The sequence below is a fragment of the Nocardia sp. NPDC056064 genome, from assembly GCF_042266925.1.
Lineage (GTDB): Bacteria > Actinomycetota > Actinomycetes > Mycobacteriales > Mycobacteriaceae > Nocardia.
Genome location: NZ_JBHJWO010000001.1, coordinates 2,254,779 through 2,269,868 on the forward strand (window position 1 = coordinate 2,254,779; position 15,090 = coordinate 2,269,868).

General features: G+C 70.3%; 15 protein-coding genes and 1 pseudogene. 7 read left to right on the top strand and 9 right to left on the bottom strand.

Translation table 11 applies throughout. The features are described 5' to 3' along the window. Positions 1-78: 78 nt before the first annotated feature. The gene (locus tag ACFC06_RS10305; protein WP_375929464.1) at positions 79-615 is read right to left on the bottom strand and encodes a sigma-70 family RNA polymerase sigma factor; all 537 of its coding nucleotides are present in this window, start codon (positions 613-615) and stop codon (positions 79-81) included. Between the two features lie 223 nt (positions 616-838). Here ACFC06_RS10305 and ACFC06_RS10310 point away from each other — a divergent pair, with 223 nt between their 5' ends. Both ACFC06_RS10310 and ACFC06_RS10315 read left to right on the top strand, forming a co-directional pair. Beyond that, positions 839-1,162: a hypothetical protein gene (locus tag ACFC06_RS10310; protein WP_375929465.1), complete on the top strand. Its 324-nt coding sequence runs from the start codon at positions 839-841 to the stop codon at positions 1,160-1,162. Positions 1,163-1,321: 159 nt separating this feature from the next. Continuing rightward, a complete protein-coding gene (locus ACFC06_RS10315) occupies positions 1,322-2,302 on the top strand; it encodes a cation diffusion facilitator family transporter (RefSeq protein WP_375929466.1) in 981 nt (326 codons plus the stop codon). 521 nt (positions 2,303-2,823) lie between these two features. Here the strand turns inward: ACFC06_RS10315 and ACFC06_RS10320 are convergent. The 4 genes from ACFC06_RS10320 to ACFC06_RS10335 are packed head-to-tail and all read right to left on the bottom strand — an operon-like array spanning position 2,824 to position 6,666. Continuing rightward, on the bottom strand, positions 2,824-3,771 hold the full coding sequence (locus ACFC06_RS10320; protein ID WP_375929467.1) for a DUF1152 domain-containing protein: 948 nt from the start codon (positions 3,769-3,771) through the stop codon (positions 2,824-2,826). 6 nt (positions 3,772-3,777) lie between these two features. Next, on the bottom strand, positions 3,778-4,140 hold the full coding sequence (locus ACFC06_RS10325; protein WP_375929468.1) for an ADP-ribosylation/crystallin J1: 363 nt from the start codon (positions 4,138-4,140) through the stop codon (positions 3,778-3,780). 25 nt (positions 4,141-4,165) lie between these two features. Continuing rightward, positions 4,166-5,500, bottom strand: coding sequence for a lipase family protein (locus tag ACFC06_RS10330; RefSeq protein ID WP_375929469.1), 1,335 nt, complete (start codon positions 5,498-5,500; stop codon positions 4,166-4,168). Next, the gene (locus tag ACFC06_RS10335) at positions 5,497-6,666 is read right to left on the bottom strand and encodes an esterase/lipase family protein (protein ID WP_375929470.1); all 1,170 of its coding nucleotides are present in this window, start codon (positions 6,664-6,666) and stop codon (positions 5,497-5,499) included. The genes ACFC06_RS10330 and ACFC06_RS10335 overlap by 4 nt, the downstream gene beginning before the upstream one ends. Positions 6,667-6,859: 193 nt before the next feature. Here ACFC06_RS10335 and ACFC06_RS10340 point away from each other — a divergent pair, with 193 nt between their 5' ends. Both ACFC06_RS10340 and ACFC06_RS10345 read left to right on the top strand, forming a co-directional pair. Continuing rightward, positions 6,860-8,095, top strand: a complete 1,236-nt coding sequence (locus tag ACFC06_RS10340; RefSeq protein WP_375929471.1) for a PucR family transcriptional regulator — start codon at positions 6,860-6,862, stop codon at positions 8,093-8,095. 23 nt (positions 8,096-8,118) lie between these two features. Further along, positions 8,119-8,883: a dioxygenase gene (locus tag ACFC06_RS10345; RefSeq protein ID WP_375929472.1), complete on the top strand. Its 765-nt coding sequence runs from the start codon at positions 8,119-8,121 to the stop codon at positions 8,881-8,883. A 99-nt stretch (positions 8,884-8,982) separates the two neighbouring features. Here ACFC06_RS10345 and ACFC06_RS10350 read toward each other — a convergent pair. From ACFC06_RS10350 to ACFC06_RS10360, 3 genes and pseudogenes are all read right to left on the bottom strand, one after another. Then, a pseudogene (locus tag ACFC06_RS10350) lies at positions 8,983-9,309 on the bottom strand (transglycosylase family protein); the annotation flags it as partial. A gap of 341 nt (positions 9,310-9,650) precedes the next feature. Then, positions 9,651-10,280 (bottom strand): response regulator, encoded by a 630-nt coding sequence (locus ACFC06_RS10355; RefSeq protein ID WP_375935365.1) that lies wholly within the window; start codon positions 10,278-10,280, stop codon positions 9,651-9,653. A gap of 7 nt (positions 10,281-10,287) precedes the next feature. Next, a complete protein-coding gene (locus ACFC06_RS10360) occupies positions 10,288-11,451 on the bottom strand; it encodes a sensor histidine kinase (RefSeq protein WP_375929473.1) in 1,164 nt (387 codons plus the stop codon). A gap of 198 nt (positions 11,452-11,649) precedes the next feature. On the opposite strand from ACFC06_RS10360, the gene ACFC06_RS10365 reads away from it, so the two are divergent. Further along, on the top strand, positions 11,650-12,210 hold the full coding sequence (locus ACFC06_RS10365) for a heme-binding protein (protein WP_375929474.1): 561 nt from the start codon (positions 11,650-11,652) through the stop codon (positions 12,208-12,210). Positions 12,211-12,265: 55 nt separating this feature from the next. Beyond that, entirely contained in the window at positions 12,266-12,784 is a 519-nt protein-coding gene (locus ACFC06_RS10370) for a hypothetical protein (RefSeq protein ID WP_375929475.1), read from the top strand. A 62-nt stretch (positions 12,785-12,846) separates the two neighbouring features. Here the strand turns inward: ACFC06_RS10370 and ACFC06_RS10375 are convergent, their stop codons facing one another. Beyond that, a complete protein-coding gene (locus ACFC06_RS10375) occupies positions 12,847-13,800 on the bottom strand; it encodes a DNA polymerase domain-containing protein (RefSeq protein ID WP_375929476.1) in 954 nt (317 codons plus the stop codon). A gap of 71 nt (positions 13,801-13,871) precedes the next feature. Here ACFC06_RS10375 and ACFC06_RS10380 point away from each other — a divergent pair, with 71 nt between their 5' ends. Continuing rightward, on the top strand, positions 13,872-15,005 hold the full coding sequence (locus ACFC06_RS10380) for a WD40 repeat domain-containing protein (protein WP_375929477.1): 1,134 nt from the start codon (positions 13,872-13,874) through the stop codon (positions 15,003-15,005). Positions 15,006-15,090 lie beyond the last annotated feature (85 nt).

The following is a 15,090-nucleotide window of genomic DNA, read 5'->3' on the forward strand; positions in this document are numbered from 1 at the left end:
CCGTTACCGAAATGCAACCGCCGGAAAAGGCAGAAAAAGCGCTGGTCAGACGCCCAGATGCGCGGAAATCGGACCTACTCAGGCAACGTCTGGCAACTGCCGCAGTGACCGAAGCGCATAGTGCACCCGCGTCTTCACCGTGCCCACCGGAATGCCGAAATCCGCTGCCACTTCCCGGTATCCACGATCGCGCAGGATCACCTCGACCACCGCCGCCCGCTGGGGTTCCGGCAGCAGCGCGAGCAGGTGCTCGACGAGCAGACCGTCGATCACCCCCTCGGCGAAATCCGGTCCGCCGCAGACAGGCAACTCGGTGATGTCGTCCCAGCCCACGTCGCCGGGGCGGGCCGCCCGCGCCCGCGCGATATCGATGAGGACATGCCGCTCGATCGTCGAAAGCCACGCCCGCACAGTGCCTTTGCGGTCGTCGAACACCCCGCACGCCCGCCACCCGCGCAGCAGGGTCTCCTGCACCGCGTGTTCTGCCAGGCCCCGATCGCCGAGGCTGCGCATCGCCCGCCAGTGCAGCAGGCCGTGGTCGGCGGCCAGCATCGCCGCCAGCCCGTCTCTGGTGCACAGTCGCGCGCAGTGCGCGCCGCAGGGTGTGTCGGTCATATCGATATATCGCACCGGCGGCCCCCGATGACAACGTCGCTTCTTAAGCCGGTCTTCAGAAGACTGCTGGGCCCCCGCGCGACACTTTTCCTGCGAGCCCGGCCGGGCCTGCTCCAGGAGGGGGGAGCAGGGCTGCCGGGCTCGCCCTTTTCGGCGGCTTCCCCGATTCCCCACCCACGACGGCGGCGCGGCGACGACAATCGCGGCGAGGAGCTGTTGTTACGTGGACATCCATGCATTTCCGACCGGCGCGCAGACGCCGGTCGACCGGGCCGAGGCCACCCGCATCGCGGACGATCACCTACCCGCCGACGCGCCGGGCACCGAACGCCGGATCGCCGAATTCCCCGAGGGTTTCGCCGTTTTCGCGGTCGTGCCGACGCACGCGCCTGCGGATCGGCCGGTGCCGGTCGGCGGTTCGGTGTACGTGATCGACAAGCGGACGGGCGCGGTGTCGGCCTGGCCGACCTATCCCCCGTCGCTGATCGCCGAGCAGTACGCGGCGGCGCGGGTGATCGTCGAGGACACCTGGCCCGACCCGGACTGAGCGACCTCACCACAACGCCCGTCCAGAGCCTAGGCTGGTAACCGCCGGTGACCAGCCTGGATGGCCCGTGCGCGCCGTCGTCGACAACGAAGGAATTGCACACATAGCGATGTGTGCATACGATAGCCCTCGATCGAACCGCAGCAGAAGGGGAACGCGATGGGCGCAGGACACGGGCACGACCACGGGGTGTCGGCCGACAGCGATCGGCGGTGGCTGGCGGGGGCACTGGCGGTGATCGTCACGTTCCTGATCGGTGAAGTGATCGTCGGCGTCATCGCCGACTCGCTGGCACTGCTCTCGGACGCGGCGCACATGACCACCGACGCGGCCTCCATCGTGCTGGCGCTGCTCGCGATCCGGCTGGCGGCGCGCCCGGCGGCGGGGCGGATGACCTTCGGCTGGAAGCGGGTGGAGATCCTCTCGGCCCAGGCCAACGGGCTGACGCTGCTGCTGCTGGCGATGTGGCTGGGTTACGAGGCGATCCGCAGGCTGTTCGAGCCGCCGGAGGTGCACGGCACGCTCGTGCTGATCACCGCACTGGTCGGCGTGGTGGTGAATGTGCTGGCGACCTGGATGATCAGCAAGGCCGACCGGTCGAGTCTCAATGTCGAGGGCGCCTACCAGCACATCCTCAACGATCTGTTCGCCTTCATCGCCACGGCGGTGGCCGGTCTGGTCATCATTCTCACCGGGTGGGCGCGTGCCGACATCGTGGCCAGCCTGATCGTGGTGGTGCTGATGATCAAGGCGGGTATCGGCCTGATCCGCGCGTCGAGCCGCATCTTCCTCGAGGCCGCGCCCGACTATCTCGACCCGGCGCGGGTGGGCCGCGACATGGCCGCCCGCGAAGGCGTCACCGAGGTGCACGACCTGCACATCTGGGAGATCACCTCCGGCTCGCCCGCGCTGTCGGCGCACGTGCTGGTGGAGCCGGGGCACGATTGCCACGCGGTGCGCGAGGACATCGCGCACATGCTCGACCACGAGCACCACATCGGGCACGTCACCCTGCAGGTCGACCACGCGAACCCGAAGGTGCTCGATATCGGCGCCGCGCGGCCGGACGAGGGGCACTGCGGCGAGTCGCACGGTCCGACACACGTGCCGGGACGCGGCACCGCCACGCACTCGCACTGAACGCGGGAAGGCCCCACACCTCGTCCGGGTGCGGGGCCTTCTCGTAGGTCACGCGGTCAGGGCGGACCTGGTCGTCACATCGACCTGGGGGCTGGATCAGCCGCCGAAGGAACCGGTCCACAGGGTGTCGACGATGCCGTGGAGCGCGGCGCCGAGGGTGTCGAAGAGGCCGTTCAGGGCGGCGCTACCGGTGTCGATGATAACGGGGATCATAAGAATTCCTCTGTTTCTCGATAGGTCCAGCGGGGCTGGCTTACGAATGGCATATCGAGCCCCGATCGCCCCGGGTTACGAATTTCCCGATTTCGTGACGACGGTAACAGTTGACGCAAAAACCTATCACCACCAGGCCTTTTCGCGTGATACACCATGTTTCTGAGGCGAATATGAGAGCCCTCTGAGATTCACATTGCGCCAACTGATAAGGACAAATTTCCCATGCCCCGAGAAATAGGGGCACCGCTACATTCCGTCACACACAACCCTGAATTCCCTGCGCACACCACATTTCCGGCGGCAATTCAGTGCGGAAACACCCGGGGCCGCCGCAACTCGACCCCCACCCGCGACTCCCCTATCCGGCGCGCCACGTCCTCGACCGTTTCCGTCCCCTCCAGCCGCTCCAGGCACCGGTGCCGCCGGGCGAGCCCGACGAGATCGACGGTGAAGTACATGGCCATCAGCGGATTGACGAACAACTCCCCCACCCGCGTGCGCCCCGGCACGGCCACATCGCCGTGCGCACCGGCGAGCGCGGCCGCGATCTGCCCGTTGACCAGGCTGGGCCGCCGTGTCTCCCGCGCCGCCGCGGCGACCGCGTCGCGGTAGAGCAGGGCGCCGGGGGCGTCGCCGGGGATGGAGAAGGCGCCCAGGTACGCCCCCGCCGCGTCCAGGTCGGCGATGTTCTCCAGGACGTGGACGTGGTTGACGCCGTGGAAGCTGTCGATCCCGAAGCCCAGGCAGAAGACCTGCCGCTCGAGGGCGTGATCCAGCCCGGCGACGGCGGCCAGGCTCGCCAGGTCCTCCTCGGGTGTGCCGAGCCGTTCCTCGTCACCGCGCAGCAGGATGTCGGTGCCGCCGTCGACGAGGACGATCGCGTCCAGCGCGAGCCGCTCGGCCAGCAGCGCGTACTGCGCGCGGAGCGGAGCGACACCCGCCCGCGGGAGTGCGTGGACGACAGGCGACATGCCGGTCGGGACGAGCGCCCGCGCGAGACTTCGCTCGGGGATGTACGTCGCCGGGCCCCGGGAGTCCGGAACCACCGGAACGAGGCCGTCCCGCTCGAGCGCGGCCAGTGCCGACGGGTCGGTGAAGGAGAGGTTCGCGAAGTGGACGCGGACGCCGGCGGCGTGGAGGGCGACGGCCAGCGGCAGGGCGGCGTAGGCGTCGAAGCCGCCGCCGGCGCCCGCCAGGAGAACGTTGTGACGGTTCGCCAGGCGGGCGACGGCGCGGGGAGTGAACAGATCCACCGGGATCTACGCCGGGTCGGCGGATTCCGGGAAGGTGCGCACCAGTTCGATGGGGCCGAGGAGGTGGGCGTTGAAATCGTCCAGTTCCTCGGCGGGTATCCAGTATTCGAGGATGTCGCGACCGCCCACCTGGTGGACCTCGTAGTTCGCCAGGTAGGCGGTGTCGACGGTGAAGCGGGTGACGTACCCGGCACCGGACGCGGGCACGTTCCAGTCGCGGGCGATCATGATCGCGTAGTCCTCGGTGAGCACCGGATAGAAGATCGGCTGGTCGGGCAGGCGGGGTGGCCAAGCGCGCCAACCGGATTCGGCCACCAGCGCCAGCTCGGCGGGCCCGGTCGGGCGCCACAGCACGGTTCCTTCGGTCATGATCTCCACCCCCATTGTTTTTGGTCTAGAGAACCTTAACAACCTCCGGGGCTGGGGTCGAGGCGAATTCGGGGTCCGGCGCGGAGGCGAGGTGACCGCCGGTGAGCATGCGCAGGGCGACGCCGAGGAAGGCGAGATGGGTCCGCAGGGCCCGCTGGGTGCGGACCACCGAGGTGACCGTGGTGGTACCGGCCGGCGCCGGGCGCCCGGCGAACCGGTCGCCGAGCCAGTCGAGAACCGCGGGGACGACCAGGAATTCGAGCGGCAGGTGCGAGCCACGGCGGATGCGCAGGTAGTCGACGGTGGCGCCCGCGCGGCGGTAGCGCTCGACGTGGGCGTCGATGTCGGCCACCGCGATCACCTCGTCGCGCACGCCCTGCACCACCAGCAGCGGCGCCGCGGGCGCGCGGGTGCCGGGTTCGATATCGGCGAGGATGCGGCGCAGGGCCGGTTCGGCGAGCAATCCGTCGAGCCCGCCACGCAGATGACGGCTCACGTCGCGACGCAGGAAACGCAGCAGCAGCGCGAAGGTACTGCGCTGTTCGGCCTCCCCCAGCAGCGCCCGGTACCGATCGTCGAGGTGATCGCGCAGCACCTGGTCGAGTTCGGGGTAGGCCTGGCGCAGCCCCGCCACGAAGGCGGCGGGGAACCCGGCGAACCAGCCGCCGTTGAGCCGCACGAAGGCCGCGGCCGGATCACCCACCGGCGATCCGGCCACGGCCCCGACCAGTCGCAGTTCCGGCGCGTACTCCGCCGCGAGCTCGGCGGCCCAGGCCGTGGCGAGCCCGCCGCCCGAGTATCCCCACAGCGCCACCGGCGCCGAGGCGTCCAGCCCCAGTGGCGCGAAAGCCAGTGCGGCCCTTGCCCCGTCGAGCGCGCGGTACCCGGGCTCGCGGGCGGCACCGAACCGCCCGCCGAGCCCCTCGTGATCGGGCACCGACACCGCCCAGCCCTGCCGCAACGCCATCGCGATGATGGGCAGTTCCAGCGGCGCGATCGAACCGAGCGTCCTGGCTCCGCGTCGCAGCGCGTAGGACGGGAAGCACTGTGGGGCAACGGCATCGATCGCGCACTGGAACGACACCAGCGGCCGCGAGCGGGCCGGATCGGCGTCGGCGGGCAGCAGCACCGTCGTCACCGACACCTCCGGCCGGCCGTCCAGATCGCAGGTGCGATACAGCAACTGCCAGGCCGTGATCCGCTGCGGCACCAGCCCGAACAGCGCGGCCTCCACCGGCCGGGCCCGCACCACCTCGCCCGGCGCGAGCGACTCGACGGCGGGCGGGGCGGTGTAGAACGGGTCCTCGGGCGGGAGCAGCGGCGCGGCACGCCACGGTGACGCGAGCAGATCGGGACTCACAAGGAGCCACCGCCACCGAGGAACCACGGATTGAACGTGCACACCAGCTCCGGCGCGTGCTCCGGGTCGAGCGCGCGCAGGGCGATCGAGGCCGACCGCGGCGAATACATCAGGGTCAGGTGGTCGGAGATGTCCTGTTCGCAGCCCGCCTGCAGGGTGATGTTGTCGACGGTGGCGTCGGGACCGGCGGTGAGGAAGGTCCAGTCGTAGGGGTTCATCACCTCGTCGTAGCGGGAGCCGACCGCGGTGTAGGCGACGCCGGGCACGGTGTCACCGTGGGCGTTGAGGGTGTCGTAGAACGGCGAGCCGACCGCCTGCTCGATATTGCTGATCCCGACGATCGGCCGGTAGAAGCCGAGAATGTCGATGCCGGCGTTGTTGATCATCCGGCCGAGGGTGGCTATGCCCATCAGCGAGGTGCCGTGGTGGGTGGCGCCGAAGGTGACGAGCTTGCCGACCTTGCCCTGGCCGCCGCCGAACTTCAGGTAGTGGTTGGCGATGGTGCCGCCCTGCGAGTGGCCGATGATGTCGACCTGCTCGGCCCCGGTCGCGGCGCGCACCCGGTCGATGAAGTCGCCGGCCTGCCGCGAGGAATCGGCCATCGGCCCCACGCCGTTGCGACCGGGCAGGATCGCGCCCACACCGCCGCCTTCGATCAGCCCGGACTTGCCGTAGTTCAGGGTGAACACGCAGTACCCGGCCTCGGCCAGGCGCGGCGAGAGATAGGAGAAGGTGTCGAAGGCGTTGAGCCAGGTGCCGTGCAGCAGCACCACCGGGTTGGGGTGCGCGGCCGAGGGCTTGCAGTCCCACCGGTTGGCCCCGGGCGGGGCGGCGTCGGGGTGGATGAGGCTGTAGGCGAAGGCGGCGAGCGGGGCGGTCATCGCCGGGCCCTCGCCGAGGGTGTCGGTGGCGCGGCTGGCCGCGGCCGAGCCCGAGCCACTGCCGGAACCACTGCCCGAGGCGCTGCCGGTATCGGCGATCGCGGTGGGCTTGCGCCCGTCGGCCGCGGTGGCCATCGTGGAATCGAGGTAGGCGGCCAGCGAAGCGATGGTCGGCTCGAGCGTGGGTTCCGCCGCGGCGGGCGTGGCGCCCAGGGCCGAGGCCGCGGTCAGGCCCGCGGCGATGCCGAGGCCACAGAGAGTGCGGCGCAGGGTGTGCGTTGTCATGAAGTCACTTCCGTCGAACAGCGCCGACGAGCAGTGTCGCTTCGGCGCGCTCTGCGAATCTATGACCCGCGCCACACTGGTGTCACTGCACCGTGCACCGAGAAAACCGCGCGACGGTTGTCGCCGACGCCAAGTTCTGTGCGTTTTCGACCGGCCGGTCCCATGCCGCCCTGTCCTCGGACACAATCGAGTCATGCTCGCCGAACACCCCGTTTCCACCCGCCCCGCGTTGACGGCGCGGTTGCTCACCCGCTGGCCCCAGATCGCCGAACGCATGCTCGCCGAGGGACTGGGCGCCACCGCGCCCGCCGAACTGCCCGCGGGCCATTTCACCGCCGAAGTCCTGCCGACCATCTATGCCTGTGGCCGGGCCGTGCTCGAGGCGATCGCCGCCGATCGCGAGTTCACCCAGGCCGAGGTGGCCGCCTTCGTCGGGCCGGTCGCCGAACGGCACGCCGAGGACCGCCTGCCGCTGCCGATGCTGATCGGCGCGATCCACGGGTCGGCCCAGTCGGTGCTGGCCGAAGCCTCCGCGCTGGCCGATCCGACCGAGATGGCCGAGCTGATCGTGGTCGGCAGCCGCCTGCTCGAACTGCTGCGCCACATCAACATGACCGTGGTGGAGACCTACACCGAGGTCGAGCAGTCGATCTATCACGCCGAGCGCGAAGCCCGCCGCGAACTGTGTTCGGCGCTGGTGCGCGGCCTGCCCGCCGAGGAACTGGCCGCGCGCGCCGACACCGTGCTCACCGACCAGTACACCGTGCTGGCCATCCATCTCAGCGAACCCGCCCGCGCGGGCAGCGCCGCCAACCTGGTCACCCGCCGCCGGATCAGGGTGCTGCAACGCGCGCTCGACGAACTGACCGGCACCACCACCCCGGCCACCTTCGACGGTGCCAACGGCATCGCGCTGCTGAGCAACTCCTCCGAGACCGATGTGCTCGACCCCGCCCAGTTCGACGCCCTCGCCGCCCGGCTGGCCGAGCAGTTCGGGGTGACGGTGTATCTGGCCGAGTTCTCCGGTGTCACCCGCGAGGCCATCCCGGCCGCCGCCAAGGACGCCGCCGAACTCACCGAGCTGGCCCGGCTGCGCGGCAGGCCCGGCGGCTGCTACCGCCTCGACGACCTGCTGCTCGAATACCAGCTCACCCGCCCCGGCCCGGCGCGCGAACGCCTCGCCCAGCGGGTGATCCCCCTGCTGTCGAGCCCGCATCTGATCGAGGCGCTGGAGGCGCACCTGCGCCACGGCGCCGACCGCAAGACGGCTTCGCGGCGCATCCACGTGCACCCCAACACCTTCACCTACCGCCTGCGCCGCATCGCCGAGCTCACCGGCCTCGACCCGGCCGACCCGACGGATTCGCGCATGCTCGCCGCCGCGCTCACCGTGCACCGCCTCGACGCCGCTCCGCGCCTCGAGGAGTAACCGCGACGCTCCGGTTGTTCATCATGAACATGACCATGCCGGTGCTCTACCTGTCCCACGGCGCGCCGCCGCTGATCGACCACGCCACCTGGCCCGCCGAACTGGCGGCGTGGGCGGGCGATCTGCCGCGGCCGCGGGCGATCCTCATCGTCTCCGCGCACTGGGAGTCGGCGCCGGTCAGCATCGGCGCCACCCGCACGGTGCCGCTGGTCTACGACTTCTGGGGCTTCGACCAGCGCTACTACGACGTGCGCTATCCCGCGCCGGGCGCACCCGAACTCGCCGCGCGGGTGCGCGCGCTGCTGGGTGGCGCGGTGACGGACGAGCCGGAGCGCGGGCTCGATCACGGCGCGTACGTCCCGCTGACGCAGATGTACCCGGACGCCGATATCCCCGTTCTCCAGGTCTCGGTGCCCACCCTGGACCCCAGCGAACTACTCGAATTCGGCCGCAGACTCGCGCCCTTGCGCGAAGAGGGCGTGCTGCTCGTCGGCAGCGGGTTCTTCACCCACAATCTGCGGGCCATCACCGGCGACGACCGGCAGGTGCACACGTTCACCGCCGAGTTCGACGAGTGGGGCCGCGAGGCACTCGACGCGCGAAACATCGACGCCCTCTTGGATTTCGAGCACACCGCGCCGGCCGCCCGGCTGGCCCACCCGCGCACCGAGCACTTCGCGCCGATCTTCTTCACCCTCGGCGCCGGCCTGGATGATCTCGACTCGCTGCGCACCGTCGTCGACGGTTATTGGCTCGGCATGGCACGCCGCTCGATACAAATAGGCTGAATATATCCGGGCACGAAAAAACCCGCTATTCGGCGTGTGCTCCGAATAACGGGTATTTCGTTTCCCGACAAGGAAAGTCTCGGGTGACAGCGCGCTTTACAGGTAGGCGCTGCAGACCGGCCAGGCGCCGGGACCCTGCGCGGCCAGCACGTTCTCGGCCACGCGGATCTGCTCTTCACGGCTGGCGTTGTCGGCGGTACCGGCACCGCCGTAGGCCTCCCAGGTGCTCTGCGAGAACTGCAGACCGCCGTAGTAGCCGTTACCGGTGTTGATACCCCAGTTGCCGCTGCTCTCGCACTGCGCCACGGCGTCCCAGTTGTTGGCCGAGGCGGTGGCGGTGGTCAGACCGGCCGGAACGGCGATCATGGCACCGGCGACAGCGGCGAGGCCCAGGGCACGAGTGGTGAACTTGCGATTGAAAGACATAAGGATTCCTACCTGCGCCCACCGGCCCGGCTGGTGACGATCGCCGTGTCCCTGCCCCTCAGGAATGTCGGGGATCCTCGAATCGCGGGGCAGGCTTTCCGGTGTTCTGCGATTCGATTCGGCTCGGGTTGTTGTTCAAGCCGTGATCGAATGTAGCGGCTTTGCCAGCTTCGATCACATCCCGATCACGAACGATTCTGTAGCGAGCATTGTTCAAAAGAACACTGTTCCGCGCAGGTCTGCCGTAATAAATCCGTAATCACAGGACTGTCATTGATCATGCATTTCGTGAGCGAGGTCACCGGTAAACCGTGGCGCCGGTCACAAACTATTCGGGCATTTCAGGCGAGCAGCCTGCGCTCGGTGGCCACCGCGACGGCCGCCGCACGGGTGTCGACGCCCAATTTGTCGTAGATGCGGCCCAGGTGGGTCTTCACCGTGGCCTCGCTGATGTGCAGGGCGCGGGCGATCTCGCGGTTGCCGAGGCCCTGGGCCAGCTGCCCGAGGATGTCGCGCTCGCGGGCGGTGAGGGTGGGTCCGGGATTGCGCATCCTGGCCATCACCCGGGCCGCGACCGGGGCGGACAGGGTGGTGCGGCCGCTCGCGGCGGCGTGGATGGCGGCGAAGAGTTCCTCGGGCCGCTCGGCCTTGAGCAGGTAGCCGGTGGCGCCCGCCTCGATGGCGCGGGTGATGTCGGCGTCGGTGTCGTAGGTGGTCAGCACCAGCACGTGCGGGGTGGGCGCGGGCTGGGCGGTGATCCGGCGGGTGGCCTCGATGCCGTCCATGTCGCCGCCGAGCTGCAGATCCATCAGCACGACATCGGGGCGCAGGCTCGCGGCCAGCGCGACGGCGGCGGGCCCGTCGGCGGCTTCCTCGATCACCTCGATGTCCGGCGCGCTCGACAGCAGCGCGCGCAGGCCGGCGCGCACGACCGCGTGGTCGTCACAGAGGAGCAGGCGCACAGTCACGATGCCGATGCTAGCCAGCGGCCAGGGGGATCGCGGCCGAGAGCACGGTGCCGTCGCCGGGAGCCGATTCGATCGTGCAGGTCCCGCCCAGCTGACGCACCCGTGCGCGGATGGCGGGCAGCCCGTGTCCGCCGTCGGGGCGCGGACCGGGCAGCGCGTCGGGGTCGAAGCCGCGGCCGTCGTCGGCGATGTCGAGCACGATCTGGTCGTCGAGGCAGGTGAGGGTGAGGGTGGCGGTGCGCGCGGCGGCGTGTTCACGCACATTGGCCAGCGCGCCCTGGGCGATGCGCAGCAGCGTGGCCTCGACCCGCTGCGGCAGCGGGCCGGGCGCTCCTTCTATATGTAAGCGCACCTCGAGTGCGTCACCGGACTCCCGGGTGGCCAGCGCGGCCAGCGCGGCGGGCAGTGATCCGCCCGCGGCGAGATCGGCCGGGGCGAGGTCGTGGACGAAGCGGCGGGCCTCGGTGAGGTCGCGTTCGGCGATCTCGGCGGCGGCACGCAGGTGGGTGCGGGCCCGGCCGGGGTCGCTGTCCCACACCAGGTCGGCGGCTTGCAGCAGCATGCGCTGGCTGGACAGGCCCTGGGCGAGGGTGTCGTGGATCTCCCCGGCGAGCCGTTCGCGTTCGGCCAGGGTGCCCTCGCGGCGTTCGGTGGCGGCCAGTTCGGCGCGGGTGCGCACCAGGTCGTCGATCAGCGCGCGCTGCCGTTCGGCCTGGCGGCGCATCCCGACGAACAGCGCTGTTGTCACCGCCGCGACCGCCGGTGGGGCGAGCACCAGATTGGGATCGAGCCAGCCCGCGATGCGCACCTGGCTCACCACCACCAGGACGGTCAGGACCATCACCAGGATGATCGCGACCCGCTCGGACAGAATCCGCAGACCCGTATAGACCAGCGGCACCGCGCACCAGGCGAAACTCGGTGCCAGCACCACCAGCACCGACCAGGTCATTACCAGCCCCGCGAACCACTCCAGCCGATGCGATTGCCGCAGCTCGCTCAGCGCGTAGAGCACGGCGAGGATCAGCGCGAGCGCCACGATCAGCGGCGTGGACCTGGTCTCGCTGTGCCGGATCAGCCAGCGCAGCAGCGAGGCGGCGAGCAGGACATAGAAGGCGCTGTGCACGATGACGGGCAGCAGCCGGTCGTCGTCGCGTTCGTGTGCCGGGTCCATCGCCACCTCCTGTCCTGCCCATTCTCACCGCCGACACGGTCTCGGCGGGTCATCCGATCGGTCGACCCGGGTGTCGTCCGATCCGGCCGCCGGAATCCAGCCACACCGCCGATCCGCCGGGCCCCGATCCCGCACAGGATGGATATCAGCAGGCCACGGCACCCCGCCGATCGGCCGCAACCCCCTCAGGAGCAGGCCATGACCACCAAGTTCAGCACCCGTAACCGTCTCGTCGTCGCCGGCGCCACCGCCGCGGTGATCGGCGCGGGTGTCGTCGGCGTGGTGACCGTCCAGGCGCAGAACCCCGACCCCGCCACCCGCACCCCCGTGGTCGCCGACGCCGCCGCGCCGAACCTGGCGCAGAGCACCCACCTGACCCTCGCCGCCGCCACCGAGGCCGCCCAGTCCGCCCTCGACGCGGCCGCGAAGGAGAACCAGCGCGTGAGCGTGGCCGTGGTCGACCGCAACGGCAATGTCCTGGTCACCCTGCGCGGTGACGGCGCCGGCCCGCAGTCCTACGACGCCGCCCAGCAGAAGGCCTTCACCGCCGTCTCCTGGAACGCCCCCACCACCGAACTCACCAAGCGCCTCGAGTCCGCACCCCACCTGGCCGACATCGACGGCACCCTGTTCCTCGGCGGCGGCGCCCCCGTGAAGGCCGACGGCGCCCCCATCGCGGGCATCGGCGTCGCGGGCGCCCCCAGCGGCGACCTGGACCAGAAGTTCGCGCAGGCGGGCGTGGCCGCACTCGGCGGGTAGTCCGTTCTCCCGCAGCGGGTTACAGTTCCGTCTACAGGATCGCGGGGGAGGAAACATGCGCACGGTGTACCCGGCATCCCGTGCCGAGTTCACGATCCACGCGCTGTTGTCCGGCGGCGCGGCCGTCTTCGCGATCTGGCTGCTGACCGACAGCGAGATCGACCTCGTGCCCCGGGTGATCCACGCGGTACCGGTCGCTCTCCTCGCCTGCGCGATCCTGGTCCTGACGATCCGCGCCGGAATCCGGAACCTCCCCGAGCTCGTCCTCGACCCCGGCGGTATGACCGTCGCGGTCGGCGGCGAGCCGGTCAGGATCGCCTGGCCCGAGATCGCCGGCGTCCGGATCGGCCGATACCGCTGGCAGGAGACGATCGAAGTCGTCCTGCACGAGTGGTCCGACAGGACCCAGCCACCCCGCCTCCGACCGGGTGCCACCGGCTGGACCTCGGTCGACGGCAGGAAGGCCCTGATCCTGTGGCCTGCCAGAATGCGCCCGCACAAGGCCGCCGACATCATCGCGGCGATGACAATCCAGAACCCGGCCCTCTTCATCGCCCGCCGCTCGCCTAGCTGACCACCACCCCTGAACCGGGGGCGGCCGGAGAGCGAGGACTCATCGCGGGTTCCGCCGGACGGTCACTCCTCCCGCCGCGCCCGCGCCCGACGTTTTCCCTCGTGCATGGCCTGCACCCGCGCCACCGGAATCGTGTGACCCTCCTCGACAAGATCCGCGGGAAGTTCCTGCGGGGCAGGCATTTCCGATGCCCACGGATCATTGTCACCGATCAGCTCCGGCACCGTCCGCAGCGTGAAGTCGGCGGGTGTCACGGCGTCGAGGTCCGACCAGCGCAGCGGGAACGACACGGTGACGCCCGGCCGGATCCGCGGGCTGTAGGCCGCGGCCACGGTGGCGCCGCCGGCGCGGGTGGCGTCGAGGAAGACCTTCCCGTGCCGGTCCTCGCGAATGAAAGCCGTTGTGCTGATCGAGGGGTCGATGCGTTCGGCCCTGGCCGCGACCGCCCGTGTCGCCGCGGCGGCGTCCTCCACATCGACACCGGCCACCACCGGCACGAAGACATGCACCCCTTTGGACCCGCTCGTCTTCACCGCCCCCGCCAGCCCGTCGGCGGCCAGCGCCTCCCGGATCAGCCGCGCCCCCGCGACCGCGTCGGCGAAGGTCTGCCCCGGCGAGGGATCGAGATCGAGCACCAGATGCGTTGGCACCGGGGCGTTTTCGGCGAGAAACAGCGTCGGGTGGTACTCCACCGCCCGCTGATTACCGAACCAGAGCAGTGTCCGCAGGTCGTCGCACAGCGCGTAGGTGATCTCCCGCCGCGAACTCTCCGCCCAGACCGGCGTGCGCGCCACCCACTCCGGCGTGTACTTCGGCAGATTCTTCTGCATGAACGGCTCCTGCCCCGGCCGCACCCGCACCACCGACAACGGCCGCCCCCGCAGCACCCGGACCAACCGCTCCCCCACGAACTCGAGATAGTCGATCAGATCCCGCTTGGTCGCCTCGGCACCGTCGAACAGCGGCTGGTCGAGATTCGACAGCTCGACCCCGCCCCGCACTTCCTTACCGGCCATCACCCCACCCTTCCCCCGGCATCGCACCGGGTCAACCACACGCGGGTCTCACCTCGGGTAGGTTTCCTCTCGTGGTCGAGAGTTCTGGGGGTGCGCCACCGGGCGGGTCCCGCCGCTGGTGGGCTGCCGCCGCCGTGGCCGTCACTGTGGTCGTACTCGCCGCGATCACCGCGGTGGTGCTGACGCGCGAGGATCGAAACGGTTCCAGCACAACCGATCACGACGCGGCCGACCAGCACTTCGTCGGCGTGCTGACCGGCCACACCGACACCGTCAATGCCGTCACGACCGCCCAGCGCGACGGGCGCACGGTCGTTGTCTCCGCGAGCGACGACGGTTCGATCCGTCTCTGGGATCTCGCCTCGGGTCAGCCGCTCGGCCCGCCGCTGGCCGACCGCGAAGATCGCATCGAGGCGCTCACCACCGGCGAACGCGACGGCCGCACCGTCATCGTCTCCGGCGGCGCGAAGGCCCTCCGCCTCTGGGATCTCGACGCGGCCATCCCCATCGGCGAGATCGCCGGCGATGACGTCCCCGGCGAACTCTCGGTCCGCTATCCGGCAGCGCTGGCCACTGCCCAGCGCGACGGGCGCACCGTCGTCCTCGCAGGCATCACCTCGGGCGTCGCGGTCGTCGATCTCGGCACCGGCCGACGCCTGCGCCAAGGTTTCGCGGGAACCACCGAGGGCGTGGCCCCGATGACCGTCAACAATGTCGACGCCGTCGCCACGGCGCAGGTTGACGGCCGCGACGTGGTGATCGCCGGCGGAACGGACACCATCGTCCGCGCCTGGGACCTCGACACCGGACGCCCCGTCGGCCGACCCATGATCGGCCACACGAAGGACATCGCCTCCCTCACCACCGCACAGCTCGACGGCCGCGCGGTCGTAGTCTCCGGCAGCAACGACGACACCATCCGCGTCTGGGATCTCGCCACCGGCCAGCTCGTCGGTGAACCGCTCACCGGCCACGGGAGCTGGGTCATGGCCCTCGCGACCGCCGACTACCAGGGCCGCACCGTCATCGTCTCCGGTGCCCGCGACGGCACGGTCCGCCTCTGGGATCTCGCCACCGGCCGATCCGTCGGCGAGCCACTGACCGGTTGCTCCGCGGAAGCGGTCACCACCGCCCAGCGCGAGGGCCGCACCGTTGTCGTCGCGGGCTGCGCGGACAACACCCTCCACGTCTGGGAACTGCCGTAGCCCAGCTCCTCATCACGATCTGAAGACGGGCGCACTCACTTCCGGCTCGTCCGGTCCCGGAGAACCGACGCTCGGCTAACATTCG